16 protein-coding genes are annotated in these 22,450 nt (G+C 57.6%); 7 read left to right on the forward strand and 9 right to left on the reverse strand.

Annotated elements, in window-relative coordinates:
* Positions 1-2,859: 2,859 nt before the first annotated feature.
* The 5 genes from ABVT36_RS03445 to narL all read right to left on the reverse strand — a co-directional run bounded on the left by ABVT36_RS03445 (position 2,860) and on the right by narL (position 7,998).
* Positions 2,860-3,735, reverse strand: coding sequence for a transglutaminase family protein (locus tag ABVT36_RS03445; RefSeq protein WP_368455275.1), 876 nt, complete (start codon positions 3,733-3,735; stop codon positions 2,860-2,862).
* A complete protein-coding gene (locus tag ABVT36_RS03450) occupies positions 3,725-4,450 on the reverse strand; it encodes a hypothetical protein (RefSeq protein WP_368455276.1) in 726 nt (241 codons plus the stop codon). Before ABVT36_RS03450 ends, ABVT36_RS03445 begins: the two co-directional genes overlap by 11 nt.
* A gap of 502 nt (positions 4,451-4,952) precedes the next feature.
* Positions 4,953-5,969 (reverse strand): succinylglutamate desuccinylase/aspartoacylase family protein, encoded by a 1,017-nt coding sequence (locus ABVT36_RS03455; protein ID WP_368455277.1) that lies wholly within the window; start codon positions 5,967-5,969, stop codon positions 4,953-4,955.
* A 125-nt stretch (positions 5,970-6,094) separates the two neighbouring features.
* Entirely contained in the window at positions 6,095-7,330 is a 1,236-nt protein-coding gene (gene glp / locus ABVT36_RS03460; protein WP_368455278.1) for a gephyrin-like molybdotransferase Glp, read from the reverse strand.
* Positions 7,331-7,344: 14 nt separating this feature from the next.
* Positions 7,345-7,998, reverse strand: coding sequence for a two-component system response regulator NarL (gene narL / locus ABVT36_RS03465; RefSeq protein WP_367150461.1), 654 nt, complete (start codon positions 7,996-7,998; stop codon positions 7,345-7,347).
* 227 nt (positions 7,999-8,225) lie between these two features.
* On the opposite strand from narL, the gene ABVT36_RS03470 reads away from it, so the two are divergent.
* Entirely contained in the window at positions 8,226-9,839 is a 1,614-nt protein-coding gene (locus ABVT36_RS03470; RefSeq protein ID WP_368455280.1) for an antiporter, read from the forward strand.
* An 81-nt stretch (positions 9,840-9,920) separates the two neighbouring features.
* Positions 9,921-11,081 (forward strand): NnrS family protein, encoded by a 1,161-nt coding sequence (locus ABVT36_RS03475; RefSeq protein WP_368455282.1) that lies wholly within the window; start codon positions 9,921-9,923, stop codon positions 11,079-11,081.
* Positions 11,082-11,097: 16 nt separating this feature from the next.
* Here the strand turns inward: ABVT36_RS03475 and ABVT36_RS03480 are convergent, their stop codons facing one another.
* The 3 genes from ABVT36_RS03480 to ABVT36_RS03490 all read right to left on the reverse strand — a co-directional run bounded on the left by ABVT36_RS03480 (position 11,098) and on the right by ABVT36_RS03490 (position 12,305).
* Positions 11,098-11,421, reverse strand: coding sequence for a hypothetical protein (locus ABVT36_RS03480; RefSeq protein ID WP_368455283.1), 324 nt, complete (start codon positions 11,419-11,421; stop codon positions 11,098-11,100).
* A 9-nt stretch (positions 11,422-11,430) separates the two neighbouring features.
* Positions 11,431-11,805 (reverse strand): SirB2 family protein, encoded by a 375-nt coding sequence (locus ABVT36_RS03485; RefSeq protein WP_368455284.1) that lies wholly within the window; start codon positions 11,803-11,805, stop codon positions 11,431-11,433.
* A gap of 194 nt (positions 11,806-11,999) precedes the next feature.
* Positions 12,000-12,305 (reverse strand): ArsR/SmtB family transcription factor, encoded by a 306-nt coding sequence (locus ABVT36_RS03490; RefSeq protein ID WP_368455285.1) that lies wholly within the window; start codon positions 12,303-12,305, stop codon positions 12,000-12,002.
* A 110-nt stretch (positions 12,306-12,415) separates the two neighbouring features.
* Here ABVT36_RS03490 and ABVT36_RS03495 point away from each other — a divergent pair, with 110 nt between their 5' ends.
* A complete protein-coding gene (locus ABVT36_RS03495) occupies positions 12,416-13,423 on the forward strand; it encodes a permease (RefSeq protein ID WP_368455286.1) in 1,008 nt (335 codons plus the stop codon).
* A 29-nt stretch (positions 13,424-13,452) separates the two neighbouring features.
* On the opposite strand, the gene ABVT36_RS03500 is transcribed toward ABVT36_RS03495, so the two are convergent.
* A complete protein-coding gene (locus ABVT36_RS03500; RefSeq protein WP_368455287.1) occupies positions 13,453-15,303 on the reverse strand; it encodes a histidine kinase in 1,851 nt (616 codons plus the stop codon).
* A gap of 319 nt (positions 15,304-15,622) precedes the next feature.
* Between ABVT36_RS03500 and ABVT36_RS03505 the strand changes: the two genes are divergently transcribed.
* The 4 genes from ABVT36_RS03505 to narI are packed head-to-tail and all read left to right on the forward strand — an operon-like array spanning position 15,623 to position 22,380.
* Positions 15,623-19,393 carry a nitrate reductase subunit alpha gene (locus ABVT36_RS03505; RefSeq protein WP_368455288.1) on the forward strand — a complete coding sequence of 1,257 codons (3,771 nt, stop codon included), beginning with the start codon at positions 15,623-15,625 and terminating at the stop codon, positions 19,391-19,393.
* Between the two features lie 2 nt (positions 19,394-19,395).
* The gene (narH, locus tag ABVT36_RS03510) at positions 19,396-20,943 is read left to right on the forward strand and encodes a nitrate reductase subunit beta (RefSeq protein ID WP_368455289.1); all 1,548 of its coding nucleotides are present in this window, start codon (positions 19,396-19,398) and stop codon (positions 20,941-20,943) included.
* Positions 20,944-20,960: 17 nt separating this feature from the next.
* Positions 20,961-21,686 carry a nitrate reductase molybdenum cofactor assembly chaperone gene (gene narJ, locus ABVT36_RS03515; RefSeq protein WP_368455291.1) on the forward strand — a complete coding sequence of 242 codons (726 nt, stop codon included), beginning with the start codon at positions 20,961-20,963 and terminating at the stop codon, positions 21,684-21,686.
* Positions 21,687-21,690: 4 nt separating this feature from the next.
* Positions 21,691-22,380 (forward strand): respiratory nitrate reductase subunit gamma, encoded by a 690-nt coding sequence (gene narI, locus ABVT36_RS03520; protein WP_368455292.1) that lies wholly within the window; start codon positions 21,691-21,693, stop codon positions 22,378-22,380.
* Positions 22,381-22,450 lie beyond the last annotated feature (70 nt).

Below are 22,450 nucleotides of genomic sequence, written 5' to 3' on the forward strand. Positions count from 1 at the left end.
CAGGCTACCAAAGGTAGAGGAAACCGTACCAGAAACCGGGTCAACTCCTCCTAAACCGCCATAGCTCCCGCCGGACTTCCAGTGTTCACCGGAATCCGGGAAACGACCCTTATTGCTTACATCAATATAGGAATTGGAACTTATATAGAAGTCGGTAGCACTCAAAGTTATGCCAGCAGAAAAATCTTCCGAAGCAACTGCAGTTGTGATTTTTCCGGCGTTCTGTATGGTAATCGTTTCAAAACTATAGTCCTGCGATAACTCCAGAGTAAATCCATCAACAGTCAGGCTATCATCATTAGTGGTGAATTCACCGTTTACCGCAATAAATACCTGCCCATGGTCGCTTCCAGAAATAGGTGCAGCTAGGTGCACAGCTTCTTCGATGACTACCCGAACATCATCAAAATAATGTGGAATATTGACCTCACCGGAAAGCATATATGGCTCATAGCTTTGACTGGTACCACGATTATTAATCTGTAGACGGCCAGGATTTATCTCCGCAGATCGATCAAACAAATAAATTGTTCCGGGGCCACCATGGGCCGTCGCATAACTGCCGGAGCCTGCTGGCGCAAATATTTCATTTCTGGGGTTAAAGCCTGAAATCGAGTCATAATAAATGGCAATCCGGCCCCCACCTCCAGTTGCGGCACCGGAGGCGGAACCACCATTTGCTTCTATATGTAAGGAACTGCTTCCCACAAGTTCACCGGCCTCAATCCAAATGGAGCCGCCACTTCCGCCCCCGATATTGCTCAGTGATTCACCGTTGGCTCTCAGTCCCCCATAAGCTTCCAATTTTTGACGCGCAACCAGCTTGACTGCACCGCCACCCCGCGTCTCTTCATCGCTGGCGTTAGCACCGTAGCCACCGACTCCAAATTCAAACGGCGATTTAAAATTACCAAATATGGGACTAGCCGGGTTCCCATCTGAGCCCCTGCCGCCCAGACCTCCGTAGCTACCGCCCGACAAAAATGAGCCTCCGCCCAAAGGAAATCTCCCTTTGGCACTGACATCTACGATAGAGTTATTCGATATGAATATATTTTCTGCCAGAATCTCCAATGGCTTGTCGGTTTCCCCGTATACCACGCTAGTTAATTCAGCTCTATTCACCAGTGCCAGCATACCCTGCAGGTTATTTGACCCTACGGCAACGAGCTTATAGCCATCTATAACTATATCCTCTTCTGCCTGTTCAATTTCACCTGGAAGTTTGACCACCGCGTTGTGATTGCCGCGCACCCTAAACTTCGAAAAATTAACCTCAGCCGCAATATCTACTGAAGCATCTCTCAATAGTATTTCAGTTACTTCGTTGTGATCCAGAAAGAAAGATTCCACACTCCCATTCGAAGCTCTATTGTCTATGAGCAGGATTCCAGCAAAATCCTCTTCAGCTAGAGGGTCGTGCCCAGCCATATTAATTTTTACATCGAGATTATCAAAATATGCACTACTGCCCTTGCCATCTTGACGTGAAGCTTTAACCAATAAATCTACCGATCTCGATCCCGCGGGAATTTTTGTTGAAAAATATCTTTGCTCCCATACTCGGTTGGCAGTACTCGCAAGGCCGCTGTAGCTTTCGGAAATGACATCACCATTTTCATCCAGAAAGCGAAAAGCCAACTCACCTTCATCTTCCGTGTAATATGAAGATTGCAACCAGTCTACGGAGATTTCTACTTCACCCTCTAATAAATCACTATCGGAAAACTCAACCCTCTCAAGACTAATGTTCTGTGAAATTATGGAGCTTCCACTACTGGAGTAACCATTCAAATAGTAAACACCACCGAAGCTTGGTGGATATGGATAGCCACTTCCAACACTTGGAGTACCCTCTTCAATTTGCCAGTGCTTTAAATTACCAAACTCTCCCCCGGCATTTTCGATAGTTAGATTGGCAATAGCTCCATCGTGAAAAAACACACTTCCAGGGCCCCCGTAGACTTTACCCCAACCTCCTTTAGCTGCGACTCTGCTCCAGAAATCGAACTTATTGCCGGAATTTATATAAATCGCAATCCGCCCACCGGATCCACCATTGGAATATGAACCATTTCCTGAACCACCGTTTGCCCTAACGTCGCCATTTCCTTCTATACTCTCGGCCACTAGAAATATGGAGCCACCAGCCCCTGCACCAGAGTAACCGCCATCGACATAACCTGTCCGGGATTCACCGTTAGCCAATATATCCCCATTTAAAAGGATTTTTTTGGCGCTTAGGTAAATACGACCACCGCCTCTAGTACCGTCTGCACCAGACAAAGAATGTGATCCACCCATACCCAGATCGATAGGCTTTTTATAGTCGCCATAAGGATCCTCCCCCTGCCCCCCTCCAAAACTCGCATAAGCCCCGCCACAGCCTGCACAATTTGTTGATGACGCCAAATTACCCAATTCGCTTACATCGATCTTTGAGCCATCTTGTATTGCTAAATTTCCCTCAATTGTTAGCGACAACAATTCCGGCGAGTCGATTGAATGAGTTAGGCTTGCATTGTTTTCCAGAACCAGGCTCGAGAAAACATGAGAACCGTCCACCGTCAGCACAGATCCATCAATTAGAATATGCTTATTATCAAAGGTATGATTATCTGCAGCTATATAAGTATCGTTACTTATGATAACGGTATCTGATTGTTGGAGGGTTAAATCTGGAATATCGCTTGCATAGGCGGGACTCGCAAAAGTGGCCACTAATGCGGCCAATACAAATAAAATGTTCTTCACAGCTCCCCCTAAAAGATTCGACAAATCAAGCCGAATATAAACGATATTCCAGTTTTACATCAGGTACGAAAAACTTATATATACCCTTTATTGGCACCTGAGCATTTAATTCATTTGCACACTCAATCGCCTATCATAGGCGAGAAATCGCTGGCTATTTTCAAGACGTGAGTGTTGGTCAAAGTTATAAAAAGCAATATAGGACCCATAATTCGAATCGAAATTATTATTTTGTGGGTCCGCGATATTCCAGCGTTTATGCCGCCGAAATTCCGCCCAATTATGATAGTTTTCCGCCCGCAGGCGACCCGAATGGCTGACGGTAAAGCCGCCAATCATTCTAGCGGGGATATTTGAAGCACGGGCCAGAGCGACAAAGGCCGAAGCGAACTCAGTGCAGTCCCCCCGCTTTTCCGTCACCGCATAGCGGGCACCTCTGTCTTCCATCACATAGCCGATATCAGTAATATTGCTGTACAGCCAGCTGTTAATTTGCTCCGGGTGGCCGGCGAGCCTTTCCGCCAACACATTGATTTCCGGCGCGCTGGTTTCAATACCCTCTTCTTCCCCCAACAATGAATCTGGGTTCGGCCCAAAGGGCTGCGGTGTACTGGCCAGATTTACCCGAGCCGTGATGTTCACTACCTGACTCGCAAAGGGAGCGAGATTCTTTAATTCGAATACCAGCGCCTGGTTACCGGACTGGTCTGCGTCCAATGTAAAAGGCAGGTTTGCCCTTAGCATCCCTGTCATTTGGAAGGCATTCTGCTTTACCGGGGCAAATACGCTGAAACTCGCGGCATCAATATGTTGACTGGAGTTATTGGTTACCTGGAAACTATAGCGAATGGTCTTCGCGATATCGTAATTTCCCTTTACCTCTGGAACCGGCCCAAATAGCCACACAGCTCCAACAATCAGCAACAGCATGGCAACTGTGGATACTGCTAGCTGAGAAATGAGCCTTTTCTTAACCGGCACAGGCAGGCATCTCCTCAGGGCTCATTCGTTTAACAGCACCAGCCGCGCCATTCTTAAGTGCACTTCTGATGGCACTGACTCCACCGGCCACTACAAAGGCTTCATTAGGTAGGGCTTGTTGCAATTGGGATTGTACCCCCTGCTCCCGAGCGGATTCGGTCACCAAAAAAACCGGCAAATAGCCATTTAGGGAATGGTTGGTATGGGCACTGCGCGCCATCATTGCCTCATTCGAATTGCTGTCACCCTGAATGGCGGGGATACCAAGCTCGGCCAGCGCTTGTGCAATTTCCTCATTAGAAGCGATGGTTATGGCCCCAAAATGGCTCAGCTCCACTAGAAAGTCTTCTGCTTTAACAGGGGCATGATCAACTTGTGCAAATCGACTGGGGCGCTCGCCGATCAATATTTTGGGCAGTTCGAATCCTTCGCGGATTAATTCATGACAAAGCTGTGCCAATGCGTATCGCTCGTGAGGAGCCGAAAAGATCAGCAGCGGCCTTTGCTTGAGGAACTGCTTGGTTTTCAACTGCTGGCGGGGGATATTCAGTATGCGTTGCTCATGCCCATTACGTACCGGAACCGCTGAAATGTTCACGGGGATTATTTTCGCTAATCCAGCGGACAACTCGTTGAAGCGAGTGAAGCAAAGCTCAGAGGTATTTTCCGTTGCACCCCCTGTAAGGGTGAGTCCACTTTTTGATTCCTGCGCCATGCAGTATCCAGCATCAGCGGTGATTGTCTGGGAGCTTAGTGTATTCTGGCTAAGGCAAAAAAGTACCAGTAATCCACTCAGGCCGAGTATTGATTTAGGAATCCGTGCCAAGGTCAATGACTCTTTTTACTTTTTGAAACTGGAGGGCGCACTTGTAAGTAACCCCACCAGTGCAAAGCGACGCATTTAATTATTCGATTCTTCCAAGGGATAAAACGGCGAATATTCGATTAATTCAAACTGTTTAGAAGGAACTTACACACCCGGGAAGGGTACAAGTAAAGGTGCGCCACGTCACCCTATTGGAGGAACTCTGTAGCATAATTGGCGCCTAAAATATCTTTTTAGTTGAATAGACACTATGTCGGTGGCCCCTGCCCTCCGCCGCTAGAGGTTTTGGCTAGGACCTGTTGACATTAACCGAGCTGGTCCTAGTCCAGAACAACCCCGAACTTCGCGACTCCTTGTTGGCACGGCAGTTCAGATGCCCGGCTGGGCGCCATTAGAAGTTCGCATCGGGCAGTAAGCTGTCTTGCAGTATTTCCAGGTTTTCGGCCACTTCGTGGGGCTCGTGAAAGTAGGCGATGTGGTACATGGCCTCACCCTCCTGGACCAGGGGTATAGTCTGCCGCCCGATAATGATGCCATCGGTGTTGCAGACAACCCGGTTGATTTCCTGGCCGTAGAGATTGGTGATGGTAGCCAATAGCTCACCCCGGATAACATGATCCCCGAGTGCTTTCCGGTGTTTGACGATGCCGCTGTCGGTGGCGCGCAACCAGCCACTGCTCCGGGCGGCGAAGGGTTCGACGACGCGCTTGCCGCGCCCCTGGGGCAGCATGTCCAAATGCCGCAGCACATTCATTATCCCCTTGACGCCGGCGCGGATACTCAATTCGTCGAAGCGCAGTGCTTCGCCGGCTTCGTACAGCAGGATACAGGTACCCAGGTCGGCCGCGGCCTGTCGCAGGGAGCCATCGCGCAAAGTGGAGTTGAGCAGTACCGGTACGCCGAACGCGCGCGCCATGGCATTGGTTTTTTCATCGTCGAGATTGGCGCGGATCTGCGGCAGGTTGCTGCGGTGCTCAGCACCTGTGTGCAGGTCGATACCATAGTCACACTTGGACACTATCTCCTGCAGGAATACGTGGGCCATACGCGCCGCCAGGGAGCCTTTGGCCGAACCGGGAAAGGAGCGATTCAGGTCGCGACGGTCGGGCAGATAGCGGGACTGCTCCAACACGCCGTAGACATTGACCACTGGCACGGCAATCAGGGTGCCGCGCAGCGATTTCAAACCGCGGCTGCCGATCAACCGGCTGACTATTTCGATGCCGTTGAGTTCATCGCCGTGAAGGGCGGCGCAGACAAAAATTGTCGGCCCGGGCTTCTTTCCCCGCTGCACGTAAACCGGGATGGCCATTCCGGTACCGGTATACAGGTGCACCACCGGCAGGTCTATTTGTCGGCTCTCACCGGGTGCGACGGCAATACCGCCGATTACAAGCTCTGTGTTCATAATGCGGATCAAACTTGATGCGCAAGCAGTTTAGCCTCTGGACACGTCGATGACTAAAAAAGGACAGTGGTTTTTTGGAGGCAGGAGGGAGAAAGGAACGCCTGTGCTTGACCGACTGCCGAGATTCAGCCCAGCGGCGCCCGAAAGGGTTCGATAGAGACAATTTCGCCGGCTTCCGCACTGCCGCTGTCCCGGCCCAGCACGATAAAGCAGTTGGCGGCGGCCAGCCCCGAGAGTATATGGCTGCCCTGGGTAGCCACCGGCTCCACCAGCAGGCTTCCGCAGGCGTCACTGTGAAAGCTGCCGCGCTGGAAGTCCGTGCGCCCGGGCTTTTTCTTCAGCGGCTTGAGCAATTTGGCGGCCAGGGTTGTGGGACCCGTCCAGCGGCCACCCTGCATCAGGGTCATGGCGGGCACAACCAGTTGGTAAAAGGTGACCAGCGCCGATACGGGATTGCCCGGCAAGCCGAACAGGGGCTTGCCCATCAGGCGCCCGAAGGCAAAGGGTTTGCCGGGTTTCATCGCCACTTTCCAGAAATCGATCTGGCCCAGCTCCTGCAACAGTTCCCGGGTATAGTCCGCCTGGCCCACGGATACACCGCCGGAGGTGATGACGGCGTCGGCCTCCCGCGCCGCGCGCTCCAAGGCGGCGCCTATGGCCGGCCTGTCGTCCGGCACTATACCCAGGTCCAGAACCTCCAGACCCATTTCCGCCAGCGCCGCCCGCAGAGCAACACGGTTGCTGTCGTAAATATGCCCCTCAGCCAGGGTTTCTCCCGGTTGACACAACTCATCGCCGGTGGAGAGGAGGGCGATTACCGGCCTGCGCTTTACCTCGACGGCGCCGATACCGGCGGCGGCCAGCAGGGCGACATCGGCTACGGATATGCGTGTGCCGGCGGCCAGTAGTTCCTGGCCCCTACCCACATCCTCGCCGCGGCGACGGATGTGATCGCCCTGGCGAACCTCACCGCTCACAAAAATCGATTCGGCGTCAGTCTCCACCTGTTCCTGCATCACAATGGTATCGGCGCCAGCCGGCACCAGCGCGCCGGTCATGATGCGCACACAGGTACCGGGGTTGACCCTGCCGGCATAGGGTTCACCGGCAAAAGCGCGGCCGATCAGCTCCAGGGGTTTGCGATGGCTCAGATCCGTATACCGCACCGCATAGCCGTCCATCGCCGAGTTGTCACCGGGAGGCAGGTCGACGGCAGACTGAATGGATCGGGTCAGGATACGGCCCGAAGCTCTGTCCAGCGGCACCGATTCAGTCCCGTCAACAGCAGTCAGCGAGTCCAGCAATTTGGCGCGGGCCAATTCAATCGGCACCAGGCCCGTTTGGCTACAGCAGTCTGCCATCGGTTACTCCCCGGTCAATCGGATTCGGGCCGTTTCTGGTTGACCATCCATACGGCCGCTTCCACCCGGGAGCGCATACCGAGTTTTTTCAACAGGTGTTTTACGTGTACTTTCACAGTGGCGTCGCTGATGCCCAGCTCGCGGGCGATCAATTTGTTGCTGAGACCATCGGCAATTAATTGCAGTATCTGGTATTCGCGGCTGGTGAGGGTGGAAAGGGCATCGGCACCGGAGTTATCCGGCTTGCGCAGCGCCGAGGCCAGAATTTCAGTGAGCCTTTGGCTGATGGCGAGCCTGCCGTGGGTGGCCTCTATGACCTGGTCGAGAATGTCCTCGGGTTCCATGTCCTTGAGCAGATAGCCATCGGCACCGGCGCGGATACAGGACACCACATCGGCATTGTTGTCGGACACAGTCAGCATGACTATGCGCGAGGTGATGTCGGCGGCGCGCATGGCGCGGAGTGTGTCCAGACCATCCATACCGCGCATGTTCAGATCCAGCAGGATGATGTCGGGCTCGTAGCGCCCGGCCAGCTCCAGCGCCTCTTCGCCACTACTGGCCTCCGCGACCAGTTCCAGGCAGGGCTCCATGGCGAACAATTGCTTCAGACCTTTGCGAAACAGCGGATGGTCATCAACCATCATAACAGTTGCGGCTTGGGACATAGCGGTACCTGCAAAACCTGTGCTGGTAACCCGGCAGTTGATTCGGGTGCCGGATTAATCGATTCGACTGATGACTTTACCACAGGCAACCCGTATTCATGCCTACCCACAAAGGGTTAAGCCGCGGTCGATGGGGGCAAAAGGGGTTACTTACTGAGGGTAATTGAGGGGTGGCCGAAGGCGGATCATAGTGGCAGCACAAAAAACTTTCGACAGGAGTGGCCACTGTGTCCGACATATACGAATGGAGCCCTGAAGACAGCCGCTTCTGGCAGTCCAGGGGCAAAAAGATCGCTAACCGAAACCTGTGGATCTCTATTCCCAGCCTGCTGTGCGGCTTCGCCGTATGGCTTTACTGGGGCATTATCACGGTCCAGATGCTGAACCTCGGCTTTCCCTTCGCCAAGGCAGACCTGTTCACACTGATGGCAATTGCCGGCCTGACCGGCGCGACACTGCGTATTCCCAGCAGTTTTTTCATTCGCCTGTTCGGCGGCCGCAACACCATCGTATTCACCACCGCGCTGCTGATGATTCCCGCTCTGGGCGCCGGTATTGCGCTGCAAAACAAAGAGACTCCGCTGTGGGTTTTCCAACTGCTGGCGCTGCTGTCCGGTATCGGCGGCGGCAACTTCGCCAGCTCCATGTCCAACATCAGTTTCTTTTTTCCCAAGGAAAAACAGGGGCTGGCGCTTGGTCTGAATGCGGGTCTGGGCAACTTCGGCGTAACCACCATGCAGATCCTGGTACCTCTGTTTATGACCTTCGGTGCCTTTGGCGCGGCCGGCGGTGACCCCATGACTCTGGTGAGCAGTTCCGGCTCCCTGATCGGCAAGGTGCCGGCGGGCTCCGATGCCTGGATTCAGAACGCCGGTTTTGTATGGCTGCTGTTGCTTGTCCCGCTGGCGGTGGTGGGCTGGCTGGGGATGAACAATCTGCGCACCGAGGAAGTCTCCCCGGACGTGGGCAATGCGCTGATGTCCATGGTCAAGATGACCCTGATGCTGGGTATTGGCTTCGTCACCGCTATTGCCGGTTTGTGGCTGTTGCTGCCGCAGGCGGCCAACGGTTCCGGCTGGGGAGTGCCCAAGGAAATCGTACTGGTGCTGGTGATAGCGGCCACAGTATTCGGCCTCAAGCTGATCCCCGGCGACATCCGGTCCAGCCTCAATCGCCAGTACCGTATTTTCAACAATAAACACACCTGGGCCATGAGCGTCATCTACACCATGACTTTCGGCAGCTTCATCGGCTTCGCGGCGGCTTTCCCGCTGGCCATCAAGGTGATCTTCGGATACAGCCACGTGATGGTGGATGGAGTCATGACCCACGACACCATCAACGACAATGGTCCCAGCGCGCTGATGTACGCCTGGATGGGCCCCTTTATCGGCGCCCTCATCCGCCCGGTAGGTGGCTGGATCGCCGACCGCATCGGCGGCGCCCTGGTCACCCAGGTATGCGCCATAACCATGGTGGTGAGCGCCCTGGCTGCGGCCTACTACATGAAGGCGGCTTACAACTCGGCCACCCCGGAAGAGTTTTTCCTGCCCTTCTTCCTGCTGTTCCTGGTGCTGTTCGCGGCCACTGGTATCGGCAACGGCTCGACTTTCCGCACCATCGCCATGGTCTTTCCGAAGGAACAGGCGGGCCCGGTACTGGGGTGGACCTCCGCGGTGGCCGCCTATGGTGCCTTTTACATCCCCAAGGTGTTCGGCGAGCAGATCAAGGCCACTACCCCCGAGTATGCGCTGGTGGGATTTGCGGTCTTTTACGCTCTGTGCCTGGTGATCAACTACTGGTACTACCTGCGCCGCAACGGGGAATTCTACAACCCGTGACCGGTGCAGCTTGCACCCCAGTACGTTTTCGGAGAGGCTCTGCCTCTCCGTTTGTTTTTCCGGGCCAGAGAGAGGACAGGAATGAAGCAAATCCTTGATCGCGGTCACGAGGAGGCCATAACGCCGATCTGGCGTATGCCGTTTAGACCGTTTTTCTGGGGTGCCGCCGCGTGGAGTATCTTCGCGCTGGTCGTGTGGCAGGCACAACTCTCCGGCTGGCATCTGCTGGCACTGCGCGGCGGTATCACATGGCACGCCCACGAAATGCTGTTCGGCTTTGCCGCCGCAGTGGTGGTGGGTTTTCTCGGCACCGCCATGCAGACGTGGACCAGTATTCCCTCCCCCCGGGGCACCCAGCTGATACTGCTGGTGGCTCTGTGGCTGCTGGCGCGGCTCGGCTACCTGTTTGCACCAGTGCCCATCTGGCTGCCGGTGGTGGCGGAGAGCACGTTCTTCCTACTTGCGGCGGTCATGCTGGGAGGGCGGGTGTTGCGCGCCAGACAGTGGCGCAACCTGTTTGTGCTGCCGGCCCTGCTGGCCTTTGCCGGACTGGCCGCCTACCACTGGCTGCTGCCGGCCCGGCAGGGGCACGCGGCCCTGTTGACCCTGCTGCTGGTGACGGGAATTATCCTGGTGATCGGGGGGCGGGTGATCCCCTTCTTTACCGCGCGGCGCTTCCAAGTGGTGCAGGCGGACAGGCTGGCGGTGGTCGAGACGGGCACACAGTTGGCAATGGTGCTCCTGCTAGTTGCGGTGGCAGGCGGTCTGCCCAAGCCAGTCTGGGCGCTGCTGGCATTGGTGCTGGGGCTACTGCAACTGGTGCGCGCATATCGCTGGTATTGCCGCGAGATCTGGCGCGAACCACTGGTGTGGTCACTGCAGGTCAGTTACTGGCTGGTGATACTGGGCTTTTTTCTCGCCGCTTCGGCCTGGAGCGGGGTGGGGCCCGGTACCCAGAGTGCCGCAATACACGCTTTCGCAGTGGGTGGCATCGGCGGCCTGATTCTGTCCATGATCAGCCGCGTCAGCCTGGGCCATACAGGCCACAAGCTGTCGGCACCGGCCCTGATGCCGGTTGCATTCGCCGCCCTGGTGATCTCGGCCCTGGCGCGCGTCTTCTGGGCCCCGGTACCCTCGGGTTTCCTTCTGGCGGTGGCGGCCTGGGTGCTGGGTTACGCCCTGTTTCTGCGCTATTACACCCCGATGCTGTTTCGGGCGCGCCCGGACGGCCATCCGGGCTGAGCTTTGACCTGAGCGGTCAGCCGGCCGCCACATTTTCACCGGCCCCAGGTGCCAGTGTCAGCAGACCGTTCGCCGCCAGCGCCGCCTGAACACGGCGGCAGCACTTGCCCAGCGCGGCCAGGTCACCGAAGCTCGGCACCTCGCCCGCAGCCAGGCGCTGCTCCCACTGCCACAGCTCCAGATCGATAAATTCCAGCAGTTTTTTCGCACAGCCGCGGCAGGGACCGGCGCACAGCTGTGCTGCGGGGAGGGAGAAGGGGAAGCTACTGCGGGCCCTGCCGATAAGGGCGCGCATGGCGCTGACCCTGTCCGGTTTGCGCCTGCGCAACGGCCTGGCCATAGCGACGCTTCAGCTAAACGGCCAGGGCGATTTGGTTATTGCCGCCCCCAGCATATACAGGAAGCAGCCACAGGCGCCGAGCGCCGCCAGCAGCCGCACCCGGTTATTGGTGGCGGCGCGCAGGGTGATAACCCCAAAGATAATATATCCCACCAATGCGCCCAGCTTTGCCAGCAGCCACGGCTGCTGCAGTGGAAGCCAGTGCAGGCGAGCCAGCAGCGCCAGCGCCGAGATAAAAAGTGCCGTATCCAGCAGGTGGGGCACAGTGCGCGCGAACCGCGCCCGCACCCAGGCAGCCGCTGCCAGCGCGCCACCGGTGCGCAGCAGAAAGCCCGCAAAGGACGCCCCGGCCAGGGTAACGTGCAGTGTTTTCAACCAGTCCAAACGGCTCTCCCCCCCGGTTGCAGCCGAGTCTGCCCAGTGCGGCCAGCGGTTGCCGGCTCGCAAAAAACAACCGCCAATATAAGCGGCCGCCATTACTGCCACAAGCTAGGGGCAGGGATCATTATGGGTAGTCGGGTGGAGTGGCGCTGAGCCGCGAATCAGGGGACCGGGCGTATGGGGCGGGGCACCGCGACTCATTGGTCCCGCCCGGGCCTTTCATCCACACAGCACTCCTCCTGCAGAAACTCAATCAGGCCGAACAGGGCTTGGTACTGGGGCACACAATACAGGGTTCGCCCCTCCCGCCGCTGCTCCACCAGCCCCACAGATACCAGCCGGTTGATATGGTGGGATAGGGTGGAGCCTGGCACGCCCAGGGCCGCCTGAATCTCACCCACGGGTATCCCCTGGTGCCCGCCCCTGACCAGCAAACGGAATATCTCCAGGCGGGTGATATGGCCCAGCTCCGCGAAGCGTGTGGCGACGGTTTCGGCCTGCATAGGGAATCCCCGGTCAATCGGTATATTTCGACATTACCAGAAATATCTTGCATCGACAAAAAGGTTGGGATAAGATATTTCTATTAACCTAGAAATATAGAGGTATTGTTATGTCTCCCGATACCCTAGCGATGTTGCAGGAAGCGCTGGGAATGTTCGCCCTGCTGGGGGTCGAACTGACCGCACTGTTTCTGGTGATCAGCTTTATTGTCGGTGTAATCCAGGACGTGTTGCCCGCGGGTAAAATCCAGTCGATCCTGAGCTCCAAGAACGGCAGGGGCTACTTCTCCGCCGCGCTGCTCGGTGGCGTAACCCCCTTTTGCAGTTGCTCCACCATTCCTATGCTGACCGGCCTGCTGAAGGCCCGCGCCGGATTTGGACCCACGGTCACCTTCCTGTTCACGTCGCCGCTCCTGAACCCCATTATCATCGGGCTGTTCCTGGCCACCTTCGGTCTAAACGTCACGCTGGCTTATGCAGCCATCGCCCTGACGGTTTCCGTAACCGCCGGTTACCTGTTGGAGAAAATGCGCTTCGCCCGCTATATACGCCCGGAGTTATTGAACGGCAAAACTGCCACCGGTTGTGGCGGCGCCAATGGCGCAGGGGATAGTGCCGCACCCGTTTCGAGCTGTGGTAAGGGTAGGGACACAACCGGCTCAGTCACTGCCTGTGGCGGCGGTGCCGCCGCGATCGCCGCGCCGGATAACCGCTGGGCGCGAGTCTGGGCCGAGACCTGGAGCCAGTTCAAGGGAGTAATGCCCTACCTGCTGCTGGGGATTTCCATCGGCGCCTTTACCTACGGTTTTATGCCCGCCGAGCTGATCGCCAAATACGCCGGGGCGGACAACCCGCTGGCGGTGCCCCTGGCCGCGGTGATCGGTGTGCCGCTGTATATACGCGCGGAAGCAGTGATTCCCCTGTCCGCGGCGCTGCTGGCAAAAGGTATGGGGATGGGAGCCGTGATGGCGTTGATCATCGGCAGCGCCGGCGCCAGCCTGACCGAAGTGATTCTGCTGAAGTCGCTGTTCCGCAAACCCATGATCGTGGCCTTCCTGCTGGTGATCTTTGGTATGGCGATTCTCGCCGGCCTGCTATTCAATGTGTTTTTTCACTAACCGGCGCAATCTGGCGGTAGCTGTGAGGTCTACACTGGCTGCCGCCACACCAGCTCCCGCTCGCGGGCATAGTGGGGAATAAAATTGAACCGCACCTCGGTGCCACCCTCGGCGCGCCGGCCGATTTCCAGCTCACCGCTCAGGTTGCTGGCGCGTTCCTGCATGATAGACATGCCGAAGTGGTTACGCTTTTCCGGCGCACTGCTGATACCGATGCCGTTGTCGCGGATGCGAACATTCAGGGACTGGTCTTCGGCCTGGATAAGGCTGATCTGCACCATGTTCCCCTGGGAGTGGTAGACCGCATTTTGCGAGGCCTCGCGCACCAGCTGCAGCAGGTGGATTTCCTCGTGGGGGGTGAGGGGCACTTCGTCCAGGTGATAGTCCAGCAAGATAGTGATCTGCGGATGCTGTTCGCGATAGGCGAGGATGGACTGCTCCAGGATATCGCGCAGGCCACCGGGGCCTACCTGCAGGCGAAAAGTGGTGAGCAGTTCGCGCAGCTGGCGATAGGAGGCATCCAGGCCCTGTTTTAGTTCCGCGATGATTTCCTCCACTGCGGCCCTGTCCACTTGCTCGCGGCGGTTGGCGCGGTTGAGCCGGGTTACCTGGATTTTCAGGTAGGAGAGAGACTGCGCCAGAGAATCGTGCAGTTCCCGCGCGATAATGGCGCGCTCATCCAGCAGGGCAACGCGCCTTTCCTGGGCCTCGCGCTCGTTGATGGCGATGGCGGCGGTAACACTGTCGGCGAAAGTGCCCAGGCGCTGCTGTTGTTCATCGTCCAGACTGTTGCCACTCGGCAGAGTACACATCAACACGCCGTAGTTGCGCCTGTCCACTTCCAGGGGAAAGCGGTAGACGCGGAATTCACCATCATCGGAAGCGCCACAGTGGCTTACACACGAGGTGCAATCACTACCTGTGCACTGGCTGCTGCCGTGCCCCTGCACCAGATGCTCGTAAGGAGACTCGCCCTCCGGGGTCATCAGACACAGGTCCAGGTTGTCCAGATCGGCCACACTCGCGAACTCCTTCAGCCACTGCTCCAATTCCGCCCCGGCCAGGGGCCCTTCGCCGATACGCCGCGCGAGTCGGTACTGGAAGTCCAGCGCCTCGTGGCTCTTTTGCAGTTGCGCGGTCTTCAGTTCGACCCGGTGGGCCAGGTCCCGCTGGGTAGCGTGGATCTCGTCACTCATATAGTTGATGGTGCGTGCCAGCACGCCCAGCTCGTCCTTGCTGTCGATTTCCAACCGGTGCTGATTGAAATCTCCCTGGGCAATGCTTAGGGAGCGGTTGGTGAGTTGCTTGAGGGGCTGTTCCACCGAACGGTGGAGTATATACAGGGACAGGTACACCAATGCCACTATGGCGAATAGAGAAGCCACCTGTACCAGGCGGAGCAAATTGATCTTCTCTTCGGCGATGGTCTGGTAGTCGAACACCAGGGTGTTTACGTCGGCAATAAAGGGTTCCAGGCGGCTGGCCAGTTGCAGGGAACCCATATCGGTGTGGCCACCCGCGACCGAGTGCAGCAGCGGGCGTATCTCTTCCTCCCAGCTGTGCATCACCTTGTTGTAGTGACGTGCCGCGCGCAGATTGTCGCTGGTGCTGAAGTCGGAAATGCTCAGCACCCTTGCCAGGCGCTGTGCCACCTCGTCCGCCAGCTCATCGGTGGCCTGTATGTCGCCGGAGGGTGCGGTAGCTGCAAGCCGGTAGCTCATGGCGCGCAGGGAGCCGGCCAGGTTCACTGCGGCGGCATCATTCCCGGCGGCATCGGAAATAATGTACGAAGCCATCATGGAACTCAGGGCCACCAGTACCGTGAGCAGCATAAGCGTGCCGATGCGGTAGACGATGGATTGTCGGATTCGGTTCAGCATATCCGCTTCGCTCTGCTCCCGGGCGGCTGTGGTCGGAGATTCCTATTGTGCCGCCCACAGCCGTTCAAAGTAGTGAGTACCACCAAAGACCGCCAGTTTCGCACAAAAATCGACCTTTAGGCTGTTTTTTGATCGCCACCCTTGCCAATAGTGGCTCGTCACACAATACCGGTCGTCCACCAGCCCACTTTCCCTACCTCCTCGGGGGTAGTTGACCGCATTTCTACCCCTTTTTGGTCAGGTGATCCTGGCGAAGGGCGCTTTTATATTCCCGCTAAATCTCTGCTTTAACTGCATTTTGATGCCCTGGGAGTACTGCATGAGCCATTTCCTGGACCGACTGAAATACCTGAAAAAAAATAAAGAGCCCTTTTCCGGAGGACACGGGGAGAAAACTGACGACGATCGTAGCTGGGAGGACGGCTACCGTCGCCGCTGGCAGTTTGACAAGATCGTGCGTTCCACCCACGGGGTGAACTGTACCGGCTCCTGCAGCTGGAAAATTTATGTGAAAGACGGCCTGGTCACCTGGGAGACCCAGCAGACCGACTATCCGCGCACCCGCCCGGACCTGCCCAACCACGAGCCTCGCGGCTGCCCGCGCGGTGCCAGCTACTCCTGGTATATGTACTCCGCCAACCGCCTCAAGTACCCGAAGATCCGCAAGCGCCTGGTAAAACTCTGGCGCGAAGCCAAGTTGAAATACAGAGATCCCGTAGAGGCCTGGGCGAGTATTGTGGAGGACCCGGCCAAAGCGAAATCCTACAAAGAGCGCCGGGGAATGGGCGGCTTTGTGCGGATCAAATGGGACGAGGTCAACGAGCTGATTGCCGCCGCCAACGTCTACACCACCAAGCAATACGGACCCGACCGGGTGACCGGCTTCTCGCCGATCCCCGCCATGTCCATGGTGTCCTACGCCGCCGGAGCCCGCTATCTGTCATTGATCGGCGGCAACTGCCTGAGTTTCTACGACTGGTACTGCGACCTGCCGCCCGCCTCCCCGCAGATTTGGGGTGAGCAGACCGACGTGCCCGAGTCCGCCGACTGGTACAACTCCAATTACCTGATCGTGTGGGGCTCCAATGTGCCCCAGACCCGTACCCCGGATGCGCACTTCCTCAGCGAGGTGCGTTACAAGGGTGCCAAGACCTGCGTAATCACCTCCGACTACTCCGAGTGCTCCAAGTTTGGCGATACCTGGCTGGCACCGCGCCAGGGTACCGATGCGGCTCTGGCGATGGCCTTCGGCCACGTGATCCTGAAAGAATTCCATGTGGACAAGCCCAGTGCCTACTTCACCGAATATGTGCGCACCACCACCGATATGCCGATGCTGGTGACCCTGGAAGAGCGCGACGGCAAGCTGGTGCAGGGCCGATTCCTGCGCGCTTCCGACCTGGCGGAAAACCTCGGCCAGGACAACAACCCCGAGTGGAAGACCATCGCCGTCAATTGCGATGGCCAGTTGGTTTCCCCCCAGGGTTCCGTAGGTTACCGCTGGGGAGAGCCCTCAGCGAAGGACGGGCGGGGCAAGTGGAATATCGAGCAGCGCGACGGCCTCACAGGTGAAGAAGTAAAGCTGAAGCTCAGCCTGAAAGACTGCGCCGATGAAATTGCTCAGGTGGCCTTTCCTTACTTCGGTGGCCAGACCCACGAACACGACTACTTCCAGCACACCGACCACAGCGATGTAATCGACTACAAGGTGCCGGTGAAGTTTGTACAGAACAAAGAAGGCGAGGTGATCAAAGTCGCCAGCGTCTACGATCTGACCCTGGCCAACTACGCCGTAGAGCACGGCCTCGACGATCCCAACTGTGCCCACAGCTACGACGAAGACAAGCCCTACACTCCCGCCTGGCAGGAGAAAATCACCGGCTGTCGCCGCGAGAACGTTATCCAGGTAGCGCGCGAGTTCGCCAATACCGCCGACAAGACCCGTGGACGCTCCATGGTGATTGTGGGCGCTGCCCTCAACCACTGGTACCACATGGATATGAACTACCGTGGCCTCATCAATATGTTGATGATGTGCGGTTGTATCGGCCAGAGCGGCGGTGGCTGGGCCCACTATGTGGGGCAGGAAAAACTGCGTCCGCAAACCGGCTGGACCCCCCTCGCTTTCGGTCTCGACTGGCAGCGTCCGCCGCGCCATATGAACGGCACCTCCTTCTTCTACAACCACGCCAGCCAATGGCGCTACGAGAAGTTGGAGATGGACGAAGTGGTTTCGCCATTGGCCGACAAGAGCAAGTGGCAGGCTTCCATTATCGATTACAACAGCCGTGCCGAGCGTATGGGCTGGCTGCCCTCCGCACCGCAGCTGGGTATGAACCCGCTGCAACTGACCAAAGATGCCGCTGCTGCGGGTATGTCCGCCAAGGATTACACCGTGCAGCAGCTCAAGCGTGGCGCGCTCAAGTTCGCCAACCAGGACCCGGATAACCCGCAGAACTTCCCGCGTAACATGTTTATCTGGCGCTCCAACCTACTGGGTTCCTCCGGTAAGGGCCACGAGTACATGCTGCGCCACCTGCTCGGCACCAAGCACGGCCTGATGGGTAAGGACCTGGGCGAAGCCGGCGGCAAGAAGCCGGAAGATGTGGCCTGGCACGATACCCCCAGTGAGGGCAAAGTCGATCTGCTGGTGACACTGGACTTCCGCATGTCCACCACCTGTCTCTATTCCGACATCGTGCTGCCAACGGCCACCTGGTATGAGAAGGACGACCTCAATACCTCCGATATGCACCCCTTTATCCACCCCCTCACCAAAGCGGTGGACCCGGCCTGGGAAGCGCGCAGCGACTGGGACATCTTCAAAGGTGTGGCGAAGAAATTCTCCGAACTGACCGACGGCCACCTGGGGGTGGAGAAGGATCTGGTAACCCTGCCAATCCACCACGATACCCCCACCGAAATCGCCCAGCCCTTTGGGGTGAAGGCCTGGTGGAAGGGTGAGTGTGACCTGATTCCCGGTGTTACCGCGCCGAGCATGATCGAGGTGGAACGCGACTATCCCAACACCTACAACCGCTTTACCTCTATCGGCCCATTACTGGAAAAACTCGGCAACGGTGGTAAGGGCATCAGCTGGAATACCGATGACGAGGTGGACTTCCTCAAGAAGCTCAACCGCACCTGGAAGGATGAAACTGCCCGCGATGGCCGCGCCCGTATCGACAGCGCCGTAGATGCTGCCGAGATGATCCTGTCACTGGCCCCAGAAACCAATGGCCAGGTAGCAGTAAAAGCCTGGGAGGCCCTGGGCAAGATTACCGGTCGCGATCACACCCATCTGGCCAAGCCCAAGGAAGACGAGAAGATCCGCTTCGCCGATATTGTGGCGCAGCCCCGCAAGATTATCTCCTCACCCACCTGGTCCGGCCTGGAAGATGAGCATGTGAGCTACAACGCCGGCTACACCAATGTGCACGAGCTGATTCCCTGGCGCACCATCACCGGCCGCCAGCAGTTCTACCAGGATCACGAGTGGATGCGCGACTTCGGTGAGACCATGTGTGTGTACAAGCCGCCCATCAACCTGAAAACCGTACAGCCGGTGCTGAACCAGAAGCCCAACGGCAACAAGGAAATACTGCTGAACTGGATTACCCCGCACCAGAAGTGGGGCATCCACAGTACCTACTCCGACAACCTGCTGATGCTCACCCTGTCCCGCGGTGGCCCCATTGTGTGGATGAGTGAGAACGACGCCAAGCTGGCGGGTATTGAAGACAACGACTGGATCGAAATCTTCAACGTCAACGGCGCCATTGCCGCTCGCGCGGTGGTGTCCCAGCGGGTGCCGGACGGCATGGCCATGATGTACCACGCCCAGGAGCGCATCGTGAATACACCGGGAGCGGAAACCACCGGCACCCGCGGCGGTATCCACAACTCTGTAACCCGCGCGGTGATGAAACCCACCCATATGATCGGCGGCTACGCCCAGCAGTCCTACGGCTTTAACTACTACGGCACTGTGGGCTGTAACCGGGATGAGTTTGTGGTGGTGAGAAAAATGAACAAGGTCGACTGGCTGGATGGCGAAGACGTCAAAGAGCCGACCCGAGAGGAGGTGTAGCAATGAAAGTTAGAGCCCAGATCGGCATGGTGCTGAACCTCGATAAGTGTATCGGCTGCCACACCTGCTCGGTGACCTGTAAAAATGTCTGGACCTCCCGTGAGGGGGTCGAGTATGCCTGGTTCAATAACGTCGAGACCAAACCCGGTGTCGGCTATCCCAAAGAGTGGGAAAACCAGGACAAGTGGAACGGCGGCTGGACCCGCAAGAAAAACGGCAAGTTGCAGCCCAAGATCGGCAGCAAGCACCGGGTGCTGGCCAACCTGTTTGGCAACCCGGATATGCCGGAAATCGACGACTACTACGAGCCGTTCGACTTCGACTACCAGACCCTGCACAAGGCGCCGGAGCAGAAGCACCAGCCGGTGGCCCGTCCGCGCTCGCTGATCAGCGGCGAGCGCATGGAGAAGATCGAATGGGGTCCCAACTGGGAGGAGATTCTCGGTACCGAATTCGACAAGCGCAAGAAGGACAAGAACTTCGAGCAGGTCCAGGCAGATATCTACGGTGAGTTCGAAAACACCTTTATGATGTACCTGCCGCGCCTGTGTGAGCACTGCCTCAATCCCGCCTGTGTGGCCTCCTGCCCAAGTGGTGCCATCTACAAGCGCGAAGAGGACGGCATCGTCCTGATCGATCAGGACAAATGTCGCGGCTGGCGCATGTGCGTATCCGCCTGCCCCTACAAGAAGATCTACTACAACTGGAAAACCGGTAAATCCGAGAAGTGTATCTTCTGCTACCCGCGTATTGAGGCGGGCCAGCCAACTATCTGTTCCGAGACCTGCGTGGGCCGTATCCGTTACCTGGGGGTGCTGCTCTATGACGCCGACCGCATCGAGGAAGCTGCTGCGGTAGAAGACGAAAAAGCCCTCTACCAGGCCCAGTGCGATATCTTCCTCGACCCCAGCGATCCCAAGGTCCAGGAAGCTGCCCGCGCCGAGGGTATCCCCGAAGCCTGGCTCGAAGCTGCGCAACAATCCCCGGTGTACAAGATGGCCATCGACTGGCAGATCGCCCTGCCGCTGCACCCGGAGTACCGCACCCTGCCCATGGTTTGGTACGTGCCGCCGTTGTCACCGATCCAGAACGCAGTGCAGGCCGGCCAGGTGGAAACCATCACCGTGGGCCGCGGCGCCGAGATCCCGGATCTCTCCACCCTGCGCATCCCGCTGCAATACCTCGCCAACCTGCTTACCGCCGGCGACGAGAAGCCGGTGGCCCGCGCGCTGGAGCGCATGATTGTAATGCGCGCCTATATGCGCGGCATCCATGTGGATGGCATACAGGAGCGCGAACTGTTAGAGGCGGCGGGGTTGAGTGTGGCCCAGGTGGAGGAGATGTACCGCTATATGGCCCTGGCCAACTACGAGGACCGCTTCGTGGTACCCACCAGCCACAAGGCCTACGCCGAAAACGCCTACGATATCAAATCCGCTTGCGGCTTCAGTTTCGGCAACGGCTGCAGCACCGGCAATGACAGCACCAATATCTTTGGTGGCAAAAAGCAGACGGGGCGCGAAGTGATCCCGGCCAAACTAATCGATTGAGGCAGGGGAGAAAACCGATGAAAGTATTAAATGTGATTTCGCGGCTGCTGGACTATCCGTCCGACGAACTGGTGCGCAACCTGAATGAACTCACCAACTGGGTGGCAGAGTCCGACGAACTGGATGCGCCCCTGCGTGACAGGCTGCTGGCTTTTATCTCCCACTATGAGTGTATGGATGCACTGGACTGGCAGAGCGAGTACGACGGCCTGTTCGAGCGTGGACGCGCCGTGTCCCTGCATTTGTTCGAGCATATTCACGGCGAATCCCGCGATCGCGGTCAGGCCATGGTGGATCTGCTGGAACGCTACCGGGCCGCCGGCCTGGCACTGAGCCAGCGCGAGCTGCCGGATTATTTGCCTATCTACCTGGAATTCTGTGCCACCCAGGGCGAAGGCGCCTATGAATGGGTCCACGACATCACCCATGTGATCGCCCTGCTCAGCGCGCGCCTGTCCAAGCGCGAGAGTCCCTATCACCTGCTGATGGATGCACTGCTGCAGATGGCCGGGGTATCTGTCGACTTGTCGGCCCTCCAACAAGAGGTTGCCAATGAGGAGCGCGACGACACCCCACAAGCGCTGGACAAAATCTGGGAGGAAGAGGTGGTCAGCTTTACCGGTAAATGCGACCAGTCGATAGCGCGGCCCAGCGCTGCGCAGCTGCGCGACGGCCAGCCCCTCACCTGGGCCCCCTCCAAAGATACCACGCAGAATCCTGCCCAGCCTGCACCACAGGAGTAACACTATGCATTATTTGAATACGCTGCTCTTCGCCATCTATCCGTTTATCGCCCTCACGGTGTTCCTGGTGGGAAGCCTGATCCGCTACGACCGCGACCAGTACACCTGGCGCACCGGCTCCAGTCAGTTATTGGAGCGCAAACAATTGCGCATCGGCAGTTACCTGTTTCATATCGGGGTGATCGCCATTCTCGCGGGACATTTTGTCGGCCTGCTTACACCCAAAGCGGTGTGGCACTTCCTCGGCATTGAGGCTTCCACCAAGCAGATGATGGCAATGGGGATCGGCGGTTTCTTCGGGGTGATCTGTTTTATCGGCCTCACCATCCTGATCAAACGCCGCCTCACCAACCCACGGGTGCGCGCCACCACGTCCAAAATGGACCTCACCATCCTGCTGATGCTATACGCCCAGTTGATCCTGGGGCTGATCAGCATCCCGGTTTCCGCCGGCCATATGGACGGTGCCGAGATGCTCAAGCTGATGGCCTGGGCCCAGTCCATCGTCACTTTTGACGGTGTCTCCGCTGCCGCAGCCATTGCCGATGTCAATATCATCTACAAGCTGCATATCCTGCTGGGCATGACCCTGTTCCTGCTGTTCCCCTTCAGCCGCCTGGTGCATGTATGGAGCGTCCCTGTGCAGTACTTCCGCCGCAATTACCAGGTGGTGCGCGCGCGCGGAGTCCATTGAGCACCATAATTCCAGAGCCGCATCGGGTCCTAAGCCAGGAGCGGTTGCAACAGTGGCGGGGCTGAGATCC

This window comes from Microbulbifer sp. TYP-18, from assembly GCF_040932045.1.
Classification (GTDB): domain Bacteria; phylum Pseudomonadota; class Gammaproteobacteria; order Pseudomonadales; family Cellvibrionaceae; genus Microbulbifer.